Annotated in this window: 14 protein-coding genes; 7 read left to right on the top strand and 7 right to left on the bottom strand. The window is 69.6% G+C overall.

Annotation, left to right across the window (positions count from 1 at the left end):
• Window positions 1-15: 15 nt before the first annotated feature.
• From RR3_RS21765 to RR3_RS21755, 3 genes are all read right to left on the bottom strand, one after another.
• Window positions 16-2448, bottom strand: coding sequence for a glycoside hydrolase family 65 protein (locus RR3_RS21765; protein ID WP_064066512.1), 2433 nt, complete (start codon window positions 2446-2448; stop codon window positions 16-18).
• A 36-nt stretch (window positions 2449-2484) separates the two neighbouring features.
• The gene (otsB, locus tag RR3_RS21760; RefSeq protein ID WP_010594977.1) at window positions 2485-3297 is read right to left on the bottom strand and encodes a trehalose-phosphatase; all 813 of its coding nucleotides are present in this window, start codon (window positions 3295-3297) and stop codon (window positions 2485-2487) included.
• A gap of 247 nt (window positions 3298-3544) precedes the next feature.
• On the bottom strand, window positions 3545-3979 hold the full coding sequence (locus RR3_RS21755; protein WP_017681197.1) for a hypothetical protein: 435 nt from the start codon (window positions 3977-3979) through the stop codon (window positions 3545-3547).
• A gap of 129 nt (window positions 3980-4108) precedes the next feature.
• Between RR3_RS21755 and RR3_RS21750 the strand changes: the two genes are divergently transcribed.
• The 3 genes from RR3_RS21750 to RR3_RS21740 are packed head-to-tail and all read left to right on the top strand — an operon-like array spanning window position 4109 to window position 5498.
• Window positions 4109-4438 carry an ArsR/SmtB family transcription factor gene (locus RR3_RS21750; RefSeq protein WP_010594979.1) on the top strand — a complete coding sequence of 110 codons (330 nt, stop codon included), beginning with the start codon at window positions 4109-4111 and terminating at the stop codon, window positions 4436-4438.
• Window positions 4438-5157, top strand: a complete 720-nt coding sequence (locus RR3_RS21745; RefSeq protein WP_010594980.1) for a cation diffusion facilitator family transporter — start codon at window positions 4438-4440, stop codon at window positions 5155-5157. The genes RR3_RS21750 and RR3_RS21745 overlap by 1 nt, the downstream gene beginning before the upstream one ends.
• Window positions 5157-5498, top strand: a complete 342-nt coding sequence (locus tag RR3_RS21740; protein WP_010594981.1) for a DUF3703 domain-containing protein — start codon at window positions 5157-5159, stop codon at window positions 5496-5498. The genes RR3_RS21745 and RR3_RS21740 overlap by 1 nt, the downstream gene beginning before the upstream one ends.
• Window positions 5499-5540: 42 nt before the next feature.
• On the opposite strand, the gene RR3_RS21735 is transcribed toward RR3_RS21740, so the two are convergent.
• From RR3_RS21735 to RR3_RS21720, 4 genes are all read right to left on the bottom strand, one after another.
• Window positions 5541-6386, bottom strand: a complete 846-nt coding sequence (locus RR3_RS21735) for a PhzF family phenazine biosynthesis protein (protein ID WP_010594982.1) — start codon at window positions 6384-6386, stop codon at window positions 5541-5543.
• A 215-nt stretch (window positions 6387-6601) separates the two neighbouring features.
• Window positions 6602-7942 carry an MFS transporter gene (locus tag RR3_RS21730; RefSeq protein ID WP_026137869.1) on the bottom strand — a complete coding sequence of 447 codons (1341 nt, stop codon included), beginning with the start codon at window positions 7940-7942 and terminating at the stop codon, window positions 6602-6604.
• Window positions 7943-7967: 25 nt separating this feature from the next.
• Window positions 7968-9491 carry an acyl-CoA synthetase gene (locus RR3_RS21725; protein ID WP_064066513.1) on the bottom strand — a complete coding sequence of 508 codons (1524 nt, stop codon included), beginning with the start codon at window positions 9489-9491 and terminating at the stop codon, window positions 7968-7970.
• Between the two features lie 49 nt (window positions 9492-9540).
• A complete protein-coding gene (locus RR3_RS21720; RefSeq protein WP_040273637.1) occupies window positions 9541-10707 on the bottom strand; it encodes an acyl-CoA dehydrogenase family protein in 1167 nt (388 codons plus the stop codon).
• Between the two features lie 189 nt (window positions 10708-10896).
• Between RR3_RS21720 and RR3_RS21715 the strand changes: the two genes are divergently transcribed.
• Genes RR3_RS21715 through RR3_RS21700 form a run of 4 tightly spaced genes read left to right on the top strand, consistent with a single transcriptional unit; the run spans window position 10897 to window position 15308 of the window.
• Window positions 10897-11475: a TetR/AcrR family transcriptional regulator gene (locus tag RR3_RS21715; RefSeq protein WP_017681203.1), complete on the top strand. Its 579-nt coding sequence runs from the start codon at window positions 10897-10899 to the stop codon at window positions 11473-11475.
• The gene (locus RR3_RS21710; protein ID WP_064066514.1) at window positions 11472-12977 is read left to right on the top strand and encodes a flavin-containing monooxygenase; all 1506 of its coding nucleotides are present in this window, start codon (window positions 11472-11474) and stop codon (window positions 12975-12977) included. Before RR3_RS21715 ends, RR3_RS21710 begins: the two co-directional genes overlap by 4 nt.
• Window positions 12974-14689: an FAD-dependent oxidoreductase gene (locus RR3_RS21705; protein WP_064066515.1), complete on the top strand. Its 1716-nt coding sequence runs from the start codon at window positions 12974-12976 to the stop codon at window positions 14687-14689. Before RR3_RS21710 ends, RR3_RS21705 begins: the two co-directional genes overlap by 4 nt.
• The gene (locus tag RR3_RS21700) at window positions 14682-15308 is read left to right on the top strand and encodes an acetoacetate decarboxylase family protein (protein WP_010594989.1); all 627 of its coding nucleotides are present in this window, start codon (window positions 14682-14684) and stop codon (window positions 15306-15308) included. Before RR3_RS21705 ends, RR3_RS21700 begins: the two co-directional genes overlap by 8 nt.
• Window positions 15309-15321 lie beyond the last annotated feature (13 nt).

Genomic DNA, 15321 nt, shown 5'->3' with positions numbered 1-15321 from the left:
ACGGTTGGGCGGTGCTCAGGGCATCGACGGTTCCTGGGTGGGCAGGGTGAACACACAACTCTCCCCGGCGCCGAGTTCGCAGACCTGACCGTCGAGACCCACCCGGACGGGTCCGTGGAACCCCTCGGACTGGGCCAGCACCGTCAGTTCGCCACCCACGATGCGTACCCGTAGCGGGGTGCCCCGGAACCGGATCGAGAAGGACACGCCGTCGAGCCGGTCCACGAGGCGGGGCCGGAACAGCAGCACACCGTCGTAGACCCGGGCGCCGACGAAGCTGCTCTGCAGCAGGTCGAGCGTGCCGGACATGACGCCCATGTGGATGCCCTCCTTGGTGGTTCCACCTTGGATGTCGCTGACGTCGCTCTCGAGTGCCAGCATGAAGCGTTCCCACGAGCTGGGCGGATGGATGTCGGCGAGCACTCCGGCGAAGGTGACGTGGCTGAGCGTCGACCCGTGTGAGGTCCGCTGGTCGTAGTACTCGATGGTGCGCCGGGCCAGCTCCCGGTCGTACGGATAGCCCAGCCGCTCGAACGTCGTGTGCAGTTCGTCGTCGTCGAGCAGGAAGAACAACATCACCGTGTCGGCCTGCTTGGCCATCTTGAACCGGTTCGGATCCTCGCCCTCCGCCCGGAGGATGCGATCGAGCCGCTGGATGTTGGGATATGCGGCGCGGTAGTGCTCCCAGTCGAGTTCCTCGAGCTCGTCGTAGCCCTCGAACTGGCTGACGACGCCCTCGTGGAAGGGCACGAACATCCGCCGGCTCATGTCGTCCCATGTGTGCAGCTCCTCGTCGGTGACCGCGAGCTGGGCGAGCAGGGCGCCGCGCCGGCTGGACGAGAGCGAGTCGAGCACCGTCGGGACCGTCGCCATGATCCAGGCCACCATGACATTGGTGTAGGCGTTGTTGCGCAAACCGGCCTCGGCCGCGCCGGGGTGGCGTTCGTGGAACTCGTCCGGCCCCATCACCCCGTGGATCTCGTAACGTTCGCGCTCGGGGTTGTAGTGGGCCACCGACGCCCAGAACCGGGCGATCTCGAGCATGAGCTCGGCGCCGTAGTCGGCCAGGAACTCCGTGTCGTCGGTCGCCTGCAGGAAGCGCCACACGTTGTAGAAGATCGCCGCGTTGACGTGCCGCTGATTCCGGCTGAGGTCTGGATCCCACTGCCCGGAAAGGGGATTGAGATGGACTGCCTGGGTCTCCTCGGTGCCGTCGCTGCCGCTCTGCCAGGGGAACATCGCGCCGCGGTACCCGGCCTCCTCGGCCGCGGCCTGGGCTTCGGACAGCCGGCGGTACCGGTAGAGCAGCAGGCTCCGGGTCACCTCCGGCATCCGCAGGTTCAGGAAGGGCTGGATGTACATCTCGTCCCAGAACACGTGCCCCCGGTACGCCTCTCCGTTGAGTCCACGTGCCGGCACGCCGACGTCGTGCCGCGCCGTGTGCCGGGAACAGACCTGCAGCACGTGCGCGACATGGAGCCGCAGCAGGAGGTCGGCACGCGGTTCGCTGGGCAGCCGGACGTCGCAGATGTCCCACAGTTCGTCCCACGCCGCTTCGTGCTCGGCATACGCGGGGGCGAAGTCCGGGTACCGCAGCACGTGCCGGCCGGACGCGGCCAGCGCCTCGGTGATCGCATTGTCCCGGGAGGTGAACAGCGACACCATCTTCTCCACGCGCGTCGGCCGGCCCTGCTCGACGTCGAAGGAGAGCACCTGCTGGATGTAGTCCTCCATCTGGTACAGCGAGCGGTCGACCTCGAGCGGTCCGCCGTCGTAGCCCTCCCCGCGGAAGACCCGGGTACGGGCGGCCTCGGCGATGTAGATGTCGGACTGGCGGGTCTGCACGCGCAGCGCGATGGTCTCGTTGCCGAAGGTACGCGGGGATACCGGATCCAGATGGCGGCCCTCGAGCTGCCGGTAGCGGGCGACGATCTGGTTCGTGACGCGGCCGTCCAGTGCCGAGACCACCTCCACCGTCCCGGACCAGTTCTCCGGGACCAGCGTCCATTCGATCCCGGCCTGATGGCTCTGGGCCATGCTCACGAAGCGACGGCTCCGCAGGGTGGTCTCCCGCCCGAACCGGTCCCGGAATCGCACCTCGCGCTTCACCGTGGCGAGCCGGATGTCGTAGGTATGCCGGTAGGACAGCACGTCGACGTCGTCGAGCCGTACGGCGTCCCCGCCTTCGATGCGAAGCTTGAGGACCAGCCAGTTCGAGACGTTGACCAGATCCTCGTTCAGCACCGGGCGGCCGCCCATGATGGTGGTCTCGCGGTTGTAGATCCCGTGCACGTACGTGCCGGGGTAGTGGATGGGACTCATGTCCTCCCACTCGGCGGTGCCGCGCGTGCAGAAGTAGCCGTTGCCGGTGGAGGTCAGCGCCTCTCGCAGTCCCTCCGACGCGCTGTCGAACCGGTCGTAGTCGAGTTCGAACTTCGGGTCCTGCACGACGTCCCCCTGGATGTCCCTGGGCGTGGCCCCCGATCACCGCGCCAGTGTGGTCAAGAAGCGCTCCACCTCGTCGACGGAGGCGAGTGCGAATTCGGCGGCCGTGGTCCGGCCCGCCATCTCCGGATCGTCCGGCCGGCCCACGAGGATGCCGATCCCCCGCCCGCGCAACGCCCGGAAGGCGTCCTCGTCGGTGATGTCGTCGCCCAGGTACACCGGTACCGTGTCGGCCGAGTCGAGACCGAGAACGTCCACGAGGTACAGCACGGCCCGGCCCTTGTCCCAGTCGATGGCGGGCGCGAGCTCGTACACCATCTTTCCCGGGGTGACCTTCAGTTCGCCGTGATGCTCGGTGAGCAGGGTCTGCACGACCGCCTCGATCCGATTCCGGTCCGCGGGGTCGACGAGCCGGTAGTGCACCGCGACCGACGCGCGTTTCGGCTCCACCAGCGCACCCGGGATCGTCCCGATCTCGGCGCGGAGCCGCTCGGTCACCGCGGCGACGAGGTCCGCGAACCGGGCCACGCGGTCGTCGGAGACGGAGCCGCGCTGCGGAGTCCAGATGTCGAAGCCGTGGCTGCCGGCCACCACGAGGTCGTCGACGCCCATCAGCTGCTGCACCACCGCCCGGTCCCGGCCGGTCACGACGCAGACCGGGCACCGTGCTGCGAGATCTCGGACGACGGTACGCATACCGTCCGAGATCACAGCGTCCTCGGGTCGCGACACGATCGGGGTGAGTACTCCGTCGTAGTCGAGGAACACCGCCGGCCGGCGTCCGTCCAGCAGCCGCGCCAGGTCCTCGTTCCCGAGCGCGGGGGGCAGGTCGCGAACCGAAGTGTCCGCCATTGTCGGATTACCTCCTGCGCCCTCGCGGCGCCTCGGTGGGACGAGGGCGACGCGACCGCAGACTCGCCGCGCGCACCGGCCGGTGAACAGTGGCTGTCACAGGCATCGGTACGCCCCCTCGTGTTCGGCTCCGTGACGCCGGCAGCGTCGACGGCGATGAGCTCCTCGATTCCTACTGTAGGGCCGTGCCGGAGGCAAGGCGGGCATACGACGTGACGGCCCCGTGGGGCGCGATCGTCCGCCGGGATCAGACGATGGCGCCGGCGAGCACGATCGCGAGCGCGATCAACAAGGCGACCTTGGCGATCTCGAGTGCCACGTACGCGTAGTGCGCGTTCGAGCGGGGCACGTCCTCGCCGGCGAGGACGCGGTTCGACCGGCGTGTCAACGGCGGCCGGACCACCGCCACCTGCACCGCCAGCACGGCCACGGTCACCAGCAGCAGCACCCAGCCCGTCGTGCCCGGCGAGAGGATCAGGCACGCGACGATCAGCGCGACGGCGAGAACGACCTCGACCGTGTTCAGGGCCCGGAACACCAGGCGCCCGATGCCGAGTCCGAGCGGGATGGTGATCCCCGGCGCCCGGAACTTCAAAGGCGCCTCCAGGAAGGAGATCGCGAGCACCATTCCGAGCCAGAGCATCGGCACGAACAGTTCGACGTAACGCGCGAGAGTGTCCATCACCCGTCCTCGGCTGCGGTCGGCATGTGGCCGCCGAGTCTAGCGGCGGCGCGCCGGCCGGTACTGCCTCGCGGACGGCGATTCGATACATCATTTCCTGAATACAGGATTCGATGTACATTCGAGGTCGTGGAGACGGTGGAGCATCACGACGCGCTGTCCCGGTTCGGTCATGCCCTCTCGGATCCGACCCGGACACGGATTCTGCTGACCCTGCGGCGTGGCCCGGGTTATCCCTCGGAACTGGCCGAGGCGATCGGCGTCAGCCGGCAGATCCTCTCGAACCACCTGGCGTGCCTGCGTGGGTGCGGTCTCGTCGTCGCGGTGCCCGAAGGCCGGCGCAATCGTTACGAACTCGCCGATCGCCGGATCGGGCACGCACTCGACGACCTGCTCGACCTGGTCCTGACGGTGGACCCCTCGTGTTGTCCCGCCGCCGCGGCCGAGGACTGCTGCTGATGTCCGCGCGGCCACACGCCCCCGCGCCGTCGGCGCCGCGCAGGGCCGTGCTCACGAAACGGATCCGGCTGCTGGTGACCGCGACGATCGCGTACAACATCGTCGAAGCGAGCGTCGCATTGACCGAGGGCGCGCGGGCGTCGTCGACGGCGCTGATCGGGTTCGGGCTCGATTCGCTGATCGAGGTGTCCTCCGCCGCCGCGGTGGCCTGGCAGTTCGCCGGCCGAGATCCGGAAGCCCGCGAGAAGGCCACGCTGCGGATCATCGCGTTCTCGTTCTTCGGGCTCGCCCTGTATGTCGGCGTCGACTCGATCCGATCGCTGCTCGGGATCGGCGAAGCCCGGCACTCGCCGGTCGGGATCGCGCTGGCCGCGGCGAGCCTGGTGATCATGCCCGTGTTGTCCTGGGCTCAGCGGCGTACCGGGCGCGAACTCGGATCCGCCTCCGCCGTGGCCGATTCGAAGCAGACGCTGCTGTGCACGTACCTCTCGGCCGTGCTGCTGATCGGGCTGGTACTCAACAGCGCATTCGGTCTGTCGTGGGCCGATCCGGTCGCGGCACTCGTCATTGCGGTCTTCGCGGTGCGGGAAGGACTCGAAGCCTGGAGGGGCCGAACCTGCTGTCCAGTACCCGCAGTGGTGACCGATGACGCGCCGGAATGCTGCTGCGGATCCGAATGCGATTGTTGCCGAACCCCTCCTGAACCGAAGGATCGATGATGCCTCGTATCGGTGCCACTGCCCGAGCCCTCTACCGACAGGAGATGACGGCGTCGAGAACCGCCGTCGACCCGCAACAGCGGTGGCGCCATCTCGAACGCGCACACATCCTCTCGCAGCCGGACCCGTGGCTGCACACCTGCAACCACGCCGCGATGCTCGCCCTGGCCCTGCGCTGCCGTGACCGCCGCGAGGCTTTCGGGCAGGTCGTGCGGATCCTCGTGGCTGCCCCCGGTTCGATGACCGGCCGGTATCCCGAAGGCAACATCGGACGGGTCGCCGCCGGACTGACCACGCCGATGCCGGTCCCCGACGATCTGGCCCGAGCGCTGTCGGCGTAGTCGCACGGAGACGACGGGAGACCCCGTCCCGAGACCGGTGCCCTACAGGTGCACGGCGCCCCGGATGCACGTCGTGCTGCGTCCTCCGATCCACACCTCGTCGCCGGACGAATGCACGGTCACGATGCCGCGGCGGCCGACGCGAGTGCCCTGACTCGCCCGGTAGTCGGCCGGCGCGAGGCCGGCACCGATCAGCCACTGGGCCAGGCCGGCGTTGAGGCTGCCCGTCACCGGGTCTTCCCTGACGCCCACGGGCGCCGCGAAGGCGCGCACCTCGAACTGCAGCGGCGATCCCGGCGGGTAGGGACCGACGACGCCGAGGATGAGATCGCGCATGTGCTGGTCGTCGGGTTCGAGGTCGAGCACCTCCTGCGCGGACCCGAGCAGGACCGCGGCCCAGCCGGGTCCGTTGTCGACCCAGTTGTGCGCCACGATTCGCGCACGGTCGATCCCGAGCCCCCGCGCGATCCGGGCCAGGTGCTCGTCGTCGAGGTCGCCGCGACGGACCGGTTCGGGAGCCCGGAATGCCAGGGACTCGTCGCCGCGGCGCAGTGCGACGAGTCCGGCTCCGCACTCTTGGACGAGCAGACCCGGGCTGTTCGGCACCCCGCCGGCCTCGAGCCACGCCTGCGCCGAGCCGAGGGTGGGGTGACCGGCGAACGGGATCTCCGCGGCCGGAGTGAAGATGCGGAGCCGGTAGTCGGCCCCGGCGGTCGTCGGGGGAAGGACGAACGTGGTCTCGGACAGGTTCGTCCACGCCGCGAACTGCGCCATCGCCTCGTCCGGGAGGCCGGCGCCGTCGAGAACCACCGCGACGGGGTTTCCCCGATACGGTTCGGCGGCGAACACGTCTACCTGCGCAAACTCCCGGGACCGTGGCTGCACCATTTCGTCTCCTTCGTCGTTGCCGTCCCATTGTGGTCGCGGAGCCGGCGGTACGCACCCGAATATCCGGCCGCTCGAGGCGGCGTTCGAGCCGTTCCCCACGGCGGTGGAGACCTCGGCGCGGGCGTATCCGGAGCACCGGCCGGTGCGGCGCTGACCGGAGTCGGAAACCCCGAGGGCGCGCAGGGATTTCCCTGCGCGCCCTCGGGGTTCGCGTATCAGTGCTCGTAGGTGCTCAGATCGCGGTCCTTGCTCTCCTTCGCCAGGAGGATGAACACCGCGCTCAGGACTGCCAGACCGATCATGAACGCCGCGACCAGTCCGGTGCCGCCGCCGGCGGCCGCCTGCAGCGACGCGAGGATCACCGGCGTGAAGCCCGCGCCGAGCAGTGTCGCGCCCTGGTAGCCGAGCGAGGCGCCGGTGTACCGGGCCGCGGTGCCGAACTGCTCGGCGATGTAAGCGGCCATCGGACCGTACGTCGCGGACTGGCAGACGCCGAAGCCGAGCACGAACCCGAGCGTCACCAGCGCGACGTTGCCGGACGAGAGCAGCGCCAGGATCGGCACGATCAGCACGACGAACGCGCCGAGGCCGAAGAGCATCACCGGGCGCCGGCCCACGCGGTCGGAGAGGCGGGCGAATCCGAGCAGGGTGAAGATCGCGACGAACTGGCAGACGGCGAACGCCATCAGCGCCTGCGATCGGGTCACCCCGGAGTGGGATGCGTACCCGATGGCGAAGGTGGTGAACATGGTCTGGATCCCGAAGCTGGCCATGCAGCCCAGGGCGACGAGCAGCAGATTTCGCGGCCGGCGCAGGATGCTCAGGATCGGCGGGGTGGGCCGGTCCACGGCGGCGGCATCGACCTCGACCTGCTTGGCCATCGCCTCCCGGAACAGCGGGCTCTCGGAAACCCGGGCCCGGACGAACAGGCCGACGGCCAGCATCACCGCGGACAGCAGGAACGGGATGCGCCAGCCCCACGACAGGAAGTCGTCCTCGGGCAGCAGCGCCACCAGTGCCAGGGCGAGGGTGCCGAGCAGCGAACCGGTGGGTGCGCCGGCGTTGGTGAACGCCGCGGCGAAGCCGCGTCCCCGCCCGCCGACGTGCTCGAGGGACATGAGTGCCGCCCCGCCCCACTCGCCGCCGACGGCGATGCCCTGGCACACGCGCAGCAGCACGAGAATGATCGCGGCCCAGGATCCGATCGCCGACGCCGGTGGGACGAGGCCGATGAGGAACGAGGCCACGCCCATGACCGTCATCGAGATCAGCAGCATCGACTTGCGGCCGTACCGGTCGCCGAAGTGCCCGAAGACGATGCCCCCGAAGGGGCGGGCGAGGTAGCCCGCGGCGAACGTGCCCATCGACGCGATGGTCCCGGCGAGCGGGGACAGGTCCGAGAAGAACACGGGGGCGAAGACGATCGCTGCCGCGGTCGCGTAGAGCAGAAAGTCGTAGAACTCGATCGTGCTGCCCAGGTAGCTCGACAGCACGACGCGTCGAACTTCCTTCTTCCTCTGGGCCGCAGTGATGTCCGCGGATGCGGTGACAGTCATGGGGGCTCCTGCAGTGGCGGTCGGGTCAGTGGGCGTACTGCTCGCGCAACGTGTCCTTGCGGACCTTTCCGGTGGCGTTGCGGGGGATCTCGTCGAGAACGAGGAGCGATGTGGGGATCTTGTACTTGGCGAGACGCTCGCCGAGGAAGGCGAACAGCTCTTCCTCGGTGAGGGTGACGCCGTCGGCGAGGGTGACCGCGGCCCGGCCGACCTCGCCCCATTTCTCGTCGGGCACACCGAAGACGGCGCAGCCGAGCACGCCGGGCAGGTCGAGGATGGCGGCCTCCACCTCGGCGGGGTAGATGTTCTCGCCCCCCGAGATGATCATGTCCTTGAGCCGGTCGACGATCGTGACGAAGCCGTCCTCGTCGGGAACCCCCACGTCGCCGGAGCGGAACCAGCCGTCGCCGATGAACGCGTCGGCGGTGGCGTCGGGTCGATTCCAGTAGCGCTGCATCACGTTCGGGCCGGAGATCTGGATCTCGCCGCGTTCTCCGGGGGCGGCCTCGGTGCCGTCGGGGTCGACGACACGCACGTCGGTGAAGAAGTGCGGCGCGCCCGCGGTGCCGAGCTTGCGCTCGGCGTCCTTGGGGGTGAGGATCAGCGCGCCCGGACCGGTCTCGGTCAGCCCGTATCCCTGGCAGAGGCGGACGCCGCGGGCGGTGTAGGTCTGCAGGGTCCGCGGCGGAACCGGTGCGGCCGCCACGATCCAGCGCCGGATCGAACTCAGGTCGGTGCGGTCCCAGTTCGGGTGGGCGCTCATCGCGTCGAGCATCGTGGGCACCCCGAACGAGTAGGTGACCCTTTCGGTTTCGATCAGGTGGAGGATGCGGCCCGGCTCGAAGCCTTCCTCGATGAGCACGGTGCCGCCCTTGAGCAGGGTGGGCAGGGCGACGAAGTTCAATGCGGCGGTGTGGAACAGGGGTGCGGCGACGAGAGCCACCTCGTCGGACAGGAAGTCGAGGTCGACGATCGGGTTCATCACCGCGAACACCACGTTCCCGTGGGTGAGGACGACACCCTTGGGCCGGCCCGTCGTGCCGGAGGTGTACATGATGAAGCACGGGTCCTCGTGCGTGACCGGGAGGTCGAGGCGGTCGGTGGGAGCGGCCGCGACGATCTCCTCGTAGCCGACGGCCCGGTCGTCGGGCGCACCGTCGAGGACCACGCGCCGGGTGGTGCCGGCCGCGGTCGCGGCGGCGTCGGCGACGTCCGTGAGGGCGGCGGAATGGACCAGGACGATGCTGCCGGAGTCGGCCAGGCAGTACTCCACCTCGGGGGTGGTCAGCCGGGCGTTGAGCGGCACGAACACCGCCCCGAGCAGACCGGCGGCGAACAGCACTTCGAGATAGGCGGGGTGGTTCGCCGACAGCAGCGCGACGCGGTCCCCGGGGCCGACACCCTGGGCGCGCAGGGCGTGGGCGAGCCGGGTGACCCGCTCGTCGAGTTCGCGGTAGGTGACGCCGGTGCCGCGGAAGGCGAGCGCGACCGCGTCGGGGGCCTGCCGGGCGCGTCGGCGCGGCCACGTACCGGTACCTTGGTTGAGCACGGGATCTCCTCGATGCCTGGGAATTTCAGGATGTTCTGGATCGAAGCGGCTACGGCCGGGTGAGCCTGCGGCCGACGATCTCCTTCATGATTTCCGTGGTGCCGCCGTAGAGCGTCCCGGCCCGGGAGTCCAGATAGTCGCGGGCGACGTCGTACTCCTTCATGAAGCCGTAGCCGCCGTGCAGTTGCACGGCACGGTGCACGACCTTCAGATGCAGCTCGGTGACCCACCACTTCGCCATCGCCGCCGTCACCTCGTCGAGGCGTCCGTGGGCGGCGTCGAGGATGCAGCGGTCCACGAACACCTGGGCGACCTCGATCTCGGTGGCCAGTTCGGCGAGGTAGAAGCGGTTGGCCTGGAAGTCGGCGATGCGCTGCCCGAACGCCCTGCGGTCGGTGGCGTGGCGCAACGCCGTCTCGAACGTTCGGGTCATCAGGGCCATGGACGTCACCGCGATGCTCAGCCGCTCCTGCGGCAGGTTGTGCCGTAGGTAGCCGAAGCCCTTGTTCTCCTCGCCGAGGAGGTGGGTCCGGGGCACTCGGACGTCGTCGAACACCAGCTCGGCGGTGTCCTGGGCGGACAGGCCCACCTTGTCGAGCGGGCCGTTCTTCGTGAAGCCGGGCATGCCGTCCTCGACGACGAGCAGGCTCACCCCGTTCTTCCCGGCGGCGGGATCGGTCTTTGCGACGACGATGATCGTGTCGGCGAGGATGCCGTTGGAGATGAAGATCTTGCTGCCGTTCAGGACGAAGTGGTCGCCGTCGGGGATCGCCGTGGTGGTGACGGCGGCGAGGTCGCTGCCGGTGCCGGGCTCGGTCATCGCGATCGCGCCGATCGTCTCGCCGGCGACCATCGGGGCGAGCCAGCGGTGGTTCTGCTCGTCGGTGCCGAGGGCCGTGAAGTACGGCGCGACCAGGTCGTTGAATCCCGACAGCCCCATGGTGACGGCCTGGGCGCCGGCGCGGGCGAGTTCCTCGATGAGCACGGCCCCGAACCGGAAGTCGTCGATGCCGCCGCCGCCGAACCGTTCCGGCACGGCGACCCCGAGCAGGCCGAGCTTGCCGGCCTGCCGGTACAGCTCACGATCGACGCGGCCCGTGGCGGCCCACTCCTCGAGGTGCGGTGCGACCTCGCGCTCGGCGAAGCGTCGCGCGGTTTCGCGGAACGCGTCGTGGTCGGATTCGTAGACGGTGCGGTCGAGCGACACGGCACTCATGGAGACGGCGGTCCTCCTTCTGCGACGTTTGTCGCGCAGATCACAGTAGACCAATAACGATTGAAGTAGTCAACGGTTGAATTCCAGTTGCTTTTGGGTGGTTACGCCCGCCAGCTGGAGTGACGCCGGCCCGCCGGTTATTTGCAAGCAGTCTGGACTGTTTGTTCATTGACTGTTACCGTCCGTTCTGTGACTCGAACCACATCCACGGGCACCGGGCGCACGCAGGCCGAGCGCACCGCCGTGACCCGGGCGAAACTCCTCGACGCGGCCGTCGACTCGCTCGTCGAGCTCGGCTACGCACGCACCACCACGCAGGTGATCGCCAAGCGGGCCGGGGTGTCCCGGGGCGCGCAACTGCATCACTTCCCGACCAAGGAATCACTCGTCGTCGCCGCGGTCGAACACCTCGTGGACAAGCGCCTGACGGAGATTCTCGAGGCGAGCCCGGACCCCGAGCGGGGCCTCGACGTCCTCACCGACGCGTTCCGCGGGCCGCTGTTCCATGCCGCGCTCGAGCTGTGGGTGGCCGCGCGGACCGATCCCGCCCTGCACGAGGCGGTGATCCCCCTCGAGCGCAAGGTCTCCGATGCGCTGCGGGTCGGCTGCCTGGAGATCATGGGTGACCGGATGGGGCCCGACGAGATCGACCTGAGCATCGAACTCGCTCGCGGACTTGCCGTCGCCGCCCTGATGCGTACCCCCGAATCGGATCGTGAGATCCGGGAGCGGCTGCTCCCGGTCTGGAAGGAACTGGTGATGAAGTGAGCATCGAGACCCTCCCGCCGCACGTACACACGCTCGTCGTCGGGGCGGGCTTCGGGGGCATCGGCATGGCCGCCACCTTCCTGCGCGAGGATCCGCGCGCCGACGTCCTCGTGATCGAACGAGGCGACGACGTCGGCGGCACCTGGCGCGTGAACACCTACCCGGGTGCGGCCTGCGACGTGCCGAGCGCGTTGTACTCGTTCTCCTTCGCGCCCGAACCGGACTGGTCGAAGGCTCACGGTACCCAGGAGGAGATCTACGCCTACCTGCGCCGGGTCGCGAAGGAGCAGGGCGTCACCGACCGGACGATGTTCGGGTGCGAACTGCGTGACGCGCAATGGGACGACGAAAGCGCCCGCTGGATGGTGTCGACGTCGCGTGGTGACCTCACCGCCGAGGTGCTCGTCTCGGCGACCGGCGCGTTGTCCACCCCCACCCTGCCGAAGGTGCCGGGACTGGAATCGTTCCGCGGCAAGATGTTCCATTCGGCGCAGTGGGACCACGACTACGACCTGACCGGCAAGCGCGTCGCCGTGATCGGCACCGGCGCCTCCGCGATCCAGTTCGTCCCCGCCATCGTCGACACCGTCGGGCACCTGACACTGTTCCAGCGCACCGCCTCGTGGGTCATGCCCAAGCACGACCACACCATCGCGCGTCCGGTGCGGGCCCTCTACCGGCGTTTCCCGCTCGCACAGAAGGTCGTTCGCGCGGCCGTCTACGGGCAGAAGGAGACGTACGTCGTCGGGATGACACGCCCGTTCGCACGCCGGTGGCTCGTGCCGCTGTTCGAGCGCCGGGCGCTGTCGGTGCTCGACAGGCAGGTCGCCGATCCGGAGCTGCGGGCGAAGCTCACCCCGAAGTTCCGGATCATGTGCAAACGGATCCTGCTGTCCAACGACTGGTTCCCGGCGATCACCCGGCCCGACGTCACCGTCGTGGCGTCCGGGCTGACCGCCCTCACCGAGAACGGGGTCGTCGACGAAGCCGGCAACGAGTACGAGGTCGACACCGTCATCTTCGGTACCGGCTTCACCGTCACCGAACCACCGGTGGCCCAGCACATCCGAGGCGGCGACGGCCGCACCCTCGCCGAGACCTGGAACGGCAGCCCCAGCGCCTATCTGGGCATCGCGGTCCACGGTTTCCCCAACCTCTTCCTGATGTACGGGCCGAACACCAACCTCGGTCACAGCTCGATCGTGTACATGCTCGAGTCGCAGGCCGCCTACATCGCGGATGCATTGCGCGCCATGAGGTCCCGGGGTCTGTCCGCCGTCGAGGTGACCGCGGGCGCGCAGCGCACCTACAACGCCGAACTCGATCCAGCCCTCGCGGGCACGGTGTGGAACGCGGGCGGCTGCGACAGCTGGTACCTCGACCGCAAGGGCCGTAACTCGGTGATGTGGCCTACGTTCACCTGGCGGTACCGCGCCCGGACCCGGCAGTTCGACCCCGAGAACTACCTCGCCCGCCCCGCGGCCGAAAGGATTGCGGCATGACCCATTACGACGTACTGGTCGTCGGCTCCGGCTTCGGCGGCAGTGTCGCCGCGCTGCGCGCGACCGAGAAGGGCTACCGCGTCGGCATCCTCGAGGCCGGCCGGCGGTTCGCCGACGACGAACTCCCGAAGACCAGCTGGCGGCTGCGCAAGTACCTGTGGGCGCCGGCGCTGGGCTGCTACGGCGTGCAGCGCATCCATCTGCTGCCCGACGTCCTGGTCATGGCGGGCGCAGGCGTCGGCGGCGGATCGCTCAACTATGCCAACACCCTCTACCGGCCGCCCGCCCGTTTCTTCCAGGACCCGCAGTGGGGGCACATCACCGACTGGCAGGCCGAGCTCGGACCGTACTACGAGCAGGCGGCGCGGATGCTCGGGGTGCGCCCGAATCCGCTGACGACCCCCGCGGACGACGTGATGCGTTCGGTGGCCGAGGAGATGGGGGTGGGGGAGACGTTCACCACCACGCCGGTCGGGGTGTTCTTCGGCGAGCCGGGGCAGACGGTCCCGGACCCGTTCTTCGGCGGCGCCGGCCCGGACCGGACCGGCTGCACCGAGTGCGGCGGCTGCATGACCGGTTGCCGGGTGGGGGCGAAGAACACCCTGGTGAAGAACTACCTGTACCTCGCGGAGCAGGCCGGTGCGACGATCCACCCGCTCACCACCGTCACCGGGATCCGCCCGCGCGCCGGCGGCGGATACGAGGTCCGCACCCGCAGCACGAACCGGATCCGCAAGCGCCACGACGTGTACACCGCCGACCAGGTGGTGCTCGCCGCCGGCACCTACGGCACGTCGCGGCTGCTGCTCGCGATGCGCGAGACCGGTGCGCTGCCGCGGTTGTCGCCGCGGCTGGGCACGGTGGTGCGCACCAATTCCGAAGCGGTGCTCGCCGCGACGGCGCAGGACCGCAGCGTGGACTACTCCCGGGGTATCGCGATCACCGCCTCCTTCCACCCGGACGACCACACCCACATCGAACCGGTGCGATACGGCAAGGGCAGCAACGCTATCGGACTCCTCCAGGCCCTGCTGGTCGACGGTGGCGGCCGGACACCGCGGCTGGCGAAGTTCTTCGCCGTGGCGGCCCGTAATCCGGCGGCGTTCCTGCGCAGCCTGTCGGTGCGGCGCTGGTCCGAGCGGACCGTGATCGCGCTGGTCATGCAGACCGACGACAACTCGCTCGAACTGACGAGCAAGCGCGGGTTCTTCGGGCGCCGGCTCACGAGCCGCCGCGGACCGGGTGCGCCGCCGCCGGAGTGGATCCCGGTGGGTCACGAGGCGATCCGGCGGGTCGCCGACAGGATCGACGGCGACGCGGGCGGATCGATCGCGGACCTGGTCGACATTCCCATGACCGCGCACTTCCTCGGCGGCTGCGTGATCGGGGATTCGCCCGAGTCCGGTGTCGTCGACCCCTACCTGCGCGTCCACGGTCACGACGGTCTGCATGTCGTGGACGGATCCGTCGTCAGTGCCAATCTGGGCGTGAACCCGTCGCTCACCATCACGGCGCAGGCCGAGCGGGCGATGGCGTTGTGGCCCAACAAGGGCGAGGCCGACCCGCGTCCGGCTTCCGGCTCCGGGTACGTGCCGGTCACCGCCGTGCAGCCGGTGCGCCCCAGCGTTCCGGACTCCGCGCCCGGGGCGCTGCGCCTGCCGATCCATCCCGTCCGACGAGAGGAGGCCGCCCGTGTTGTGGAGCGTGCCTGAGAGCACCGACGAACGCACCGACTGGCCGACATCCGCGCCGCCCCCGTGGTCGGCGCAGGCGCGCGCCGCCCTGTGGTGGCATCGCAGTGCGCCGGGGGCGGCGCAGTTCGGCCCCGGTGGCCGGACCCTGCCGTTCACCCTCGCGATGGTGGTGGACTATCTCGACTCGCCCGTCGGTCCCTACCGTGAGGTGCTCGCCAGTCCCGTCCTGCGCCCGGTCCTGATCCCGGCGATGGCGGTGCCGTTCATCGCCGTGGACTCCGAGGCGTCCGTGCACGGCGGCCGCGAGCACTGGCACCTGCCGAAGGTGCTTGCCTCGTTCGACGGCGACGTCACCGGCCGGTTCTCGGCCACGGGCCACACGTGGAAGGTGGACACCGACGCGTCCCCGCGTGGTCCCGAACTGCCGATCGTCGGCGGACTGGCATTCGCCCAGCCCGAACCGGACGGCAGTCAGGCCCGGGCCACGGCGCGGCTGCGGGGGCGGTTCCGCTACGCGCGGGTCCGCGTCGAGGCGCAGGGCCCGACGCTCGGGCAGTGGTTGCTGCCGGGGGCACACCACGGCATCGTGATCACCTCGGGCCGGATGAGCATCGGGCCGGCCCGGACGGTGCGCTGACGGGCGGCACCGG

The sequence above is a fragment of the Rhodococcus ruber NBRC 15591 genome, from assembly GCF_001894945.1.
Classification (GTDB): domain Bacteria; phylum Actinomycetota; class Actinomycetes; order Mycobacteriales; family Mycobacteriaceae; genus Rhodococcus; species Rhodococcus ruber.
The sequence above is the reverse complement of the archived record's forward strand: the minus strand, read 5'-3'. Positions and strand labels throughout refer to the sequence as shown.

Coding starts and splice junctions, on each gene's coding strand:
- otsB (WP_010594977.1), bottom strand. CDS start 3,297: ATGGCGGACACTTCGGTTCGCGACCTGCCCCCCGCGCTCGGGAACGAG.
- RR3_RS21755 (WP_017681197.1), bottom strand. CDS start 3,979: ATGGACACTCTCGCGCGTTACGTCGAACTGTTCGTGCCGATGCTCTGG.
- RR3_RS21745 (WP_010594980.1), top strand. CDS start 4,438: ATGTCCGCGCGGCCACACGCCCCCGCGCCGTCGGCGCCGCGCAGGGCC.
- RR3_RS21740 (WP_010594981.1), top strand. CDS start 5,157: ATGCCTCGTATCGGTGCCACTGCCCGAGCCCTCTACCGACAGGAGATG.
- RR3_RS21735 (WP_010594982.1), bottom strand. CDS start 6,386: ATGGTGCAGCCACGGTCCCGGGAGTTTGCGCAGGTAGACGTGTTCGCC.
- RR3_RS21730 (WP_026137869.1), bottom strand. CDS start 7,942: ATGACTGTCACCGCATCCGCGGACATCACTGCGGCCCAGAGGAAGAAG.
- RR3_RS21720 (WP_040273637.1), bottom strand. CDS start 10,707: ATGAGTGCCGTGTCGCTCGACCGCACCGTCTACGAATCCGACCACGAC.
- RR3_RS21705 (WP_064066515.1), top strand. CDS start 12,974: ATGACCCATTACGACGTACTGGTCGTCGGCTCCGGCTTCGGCGGCAGT.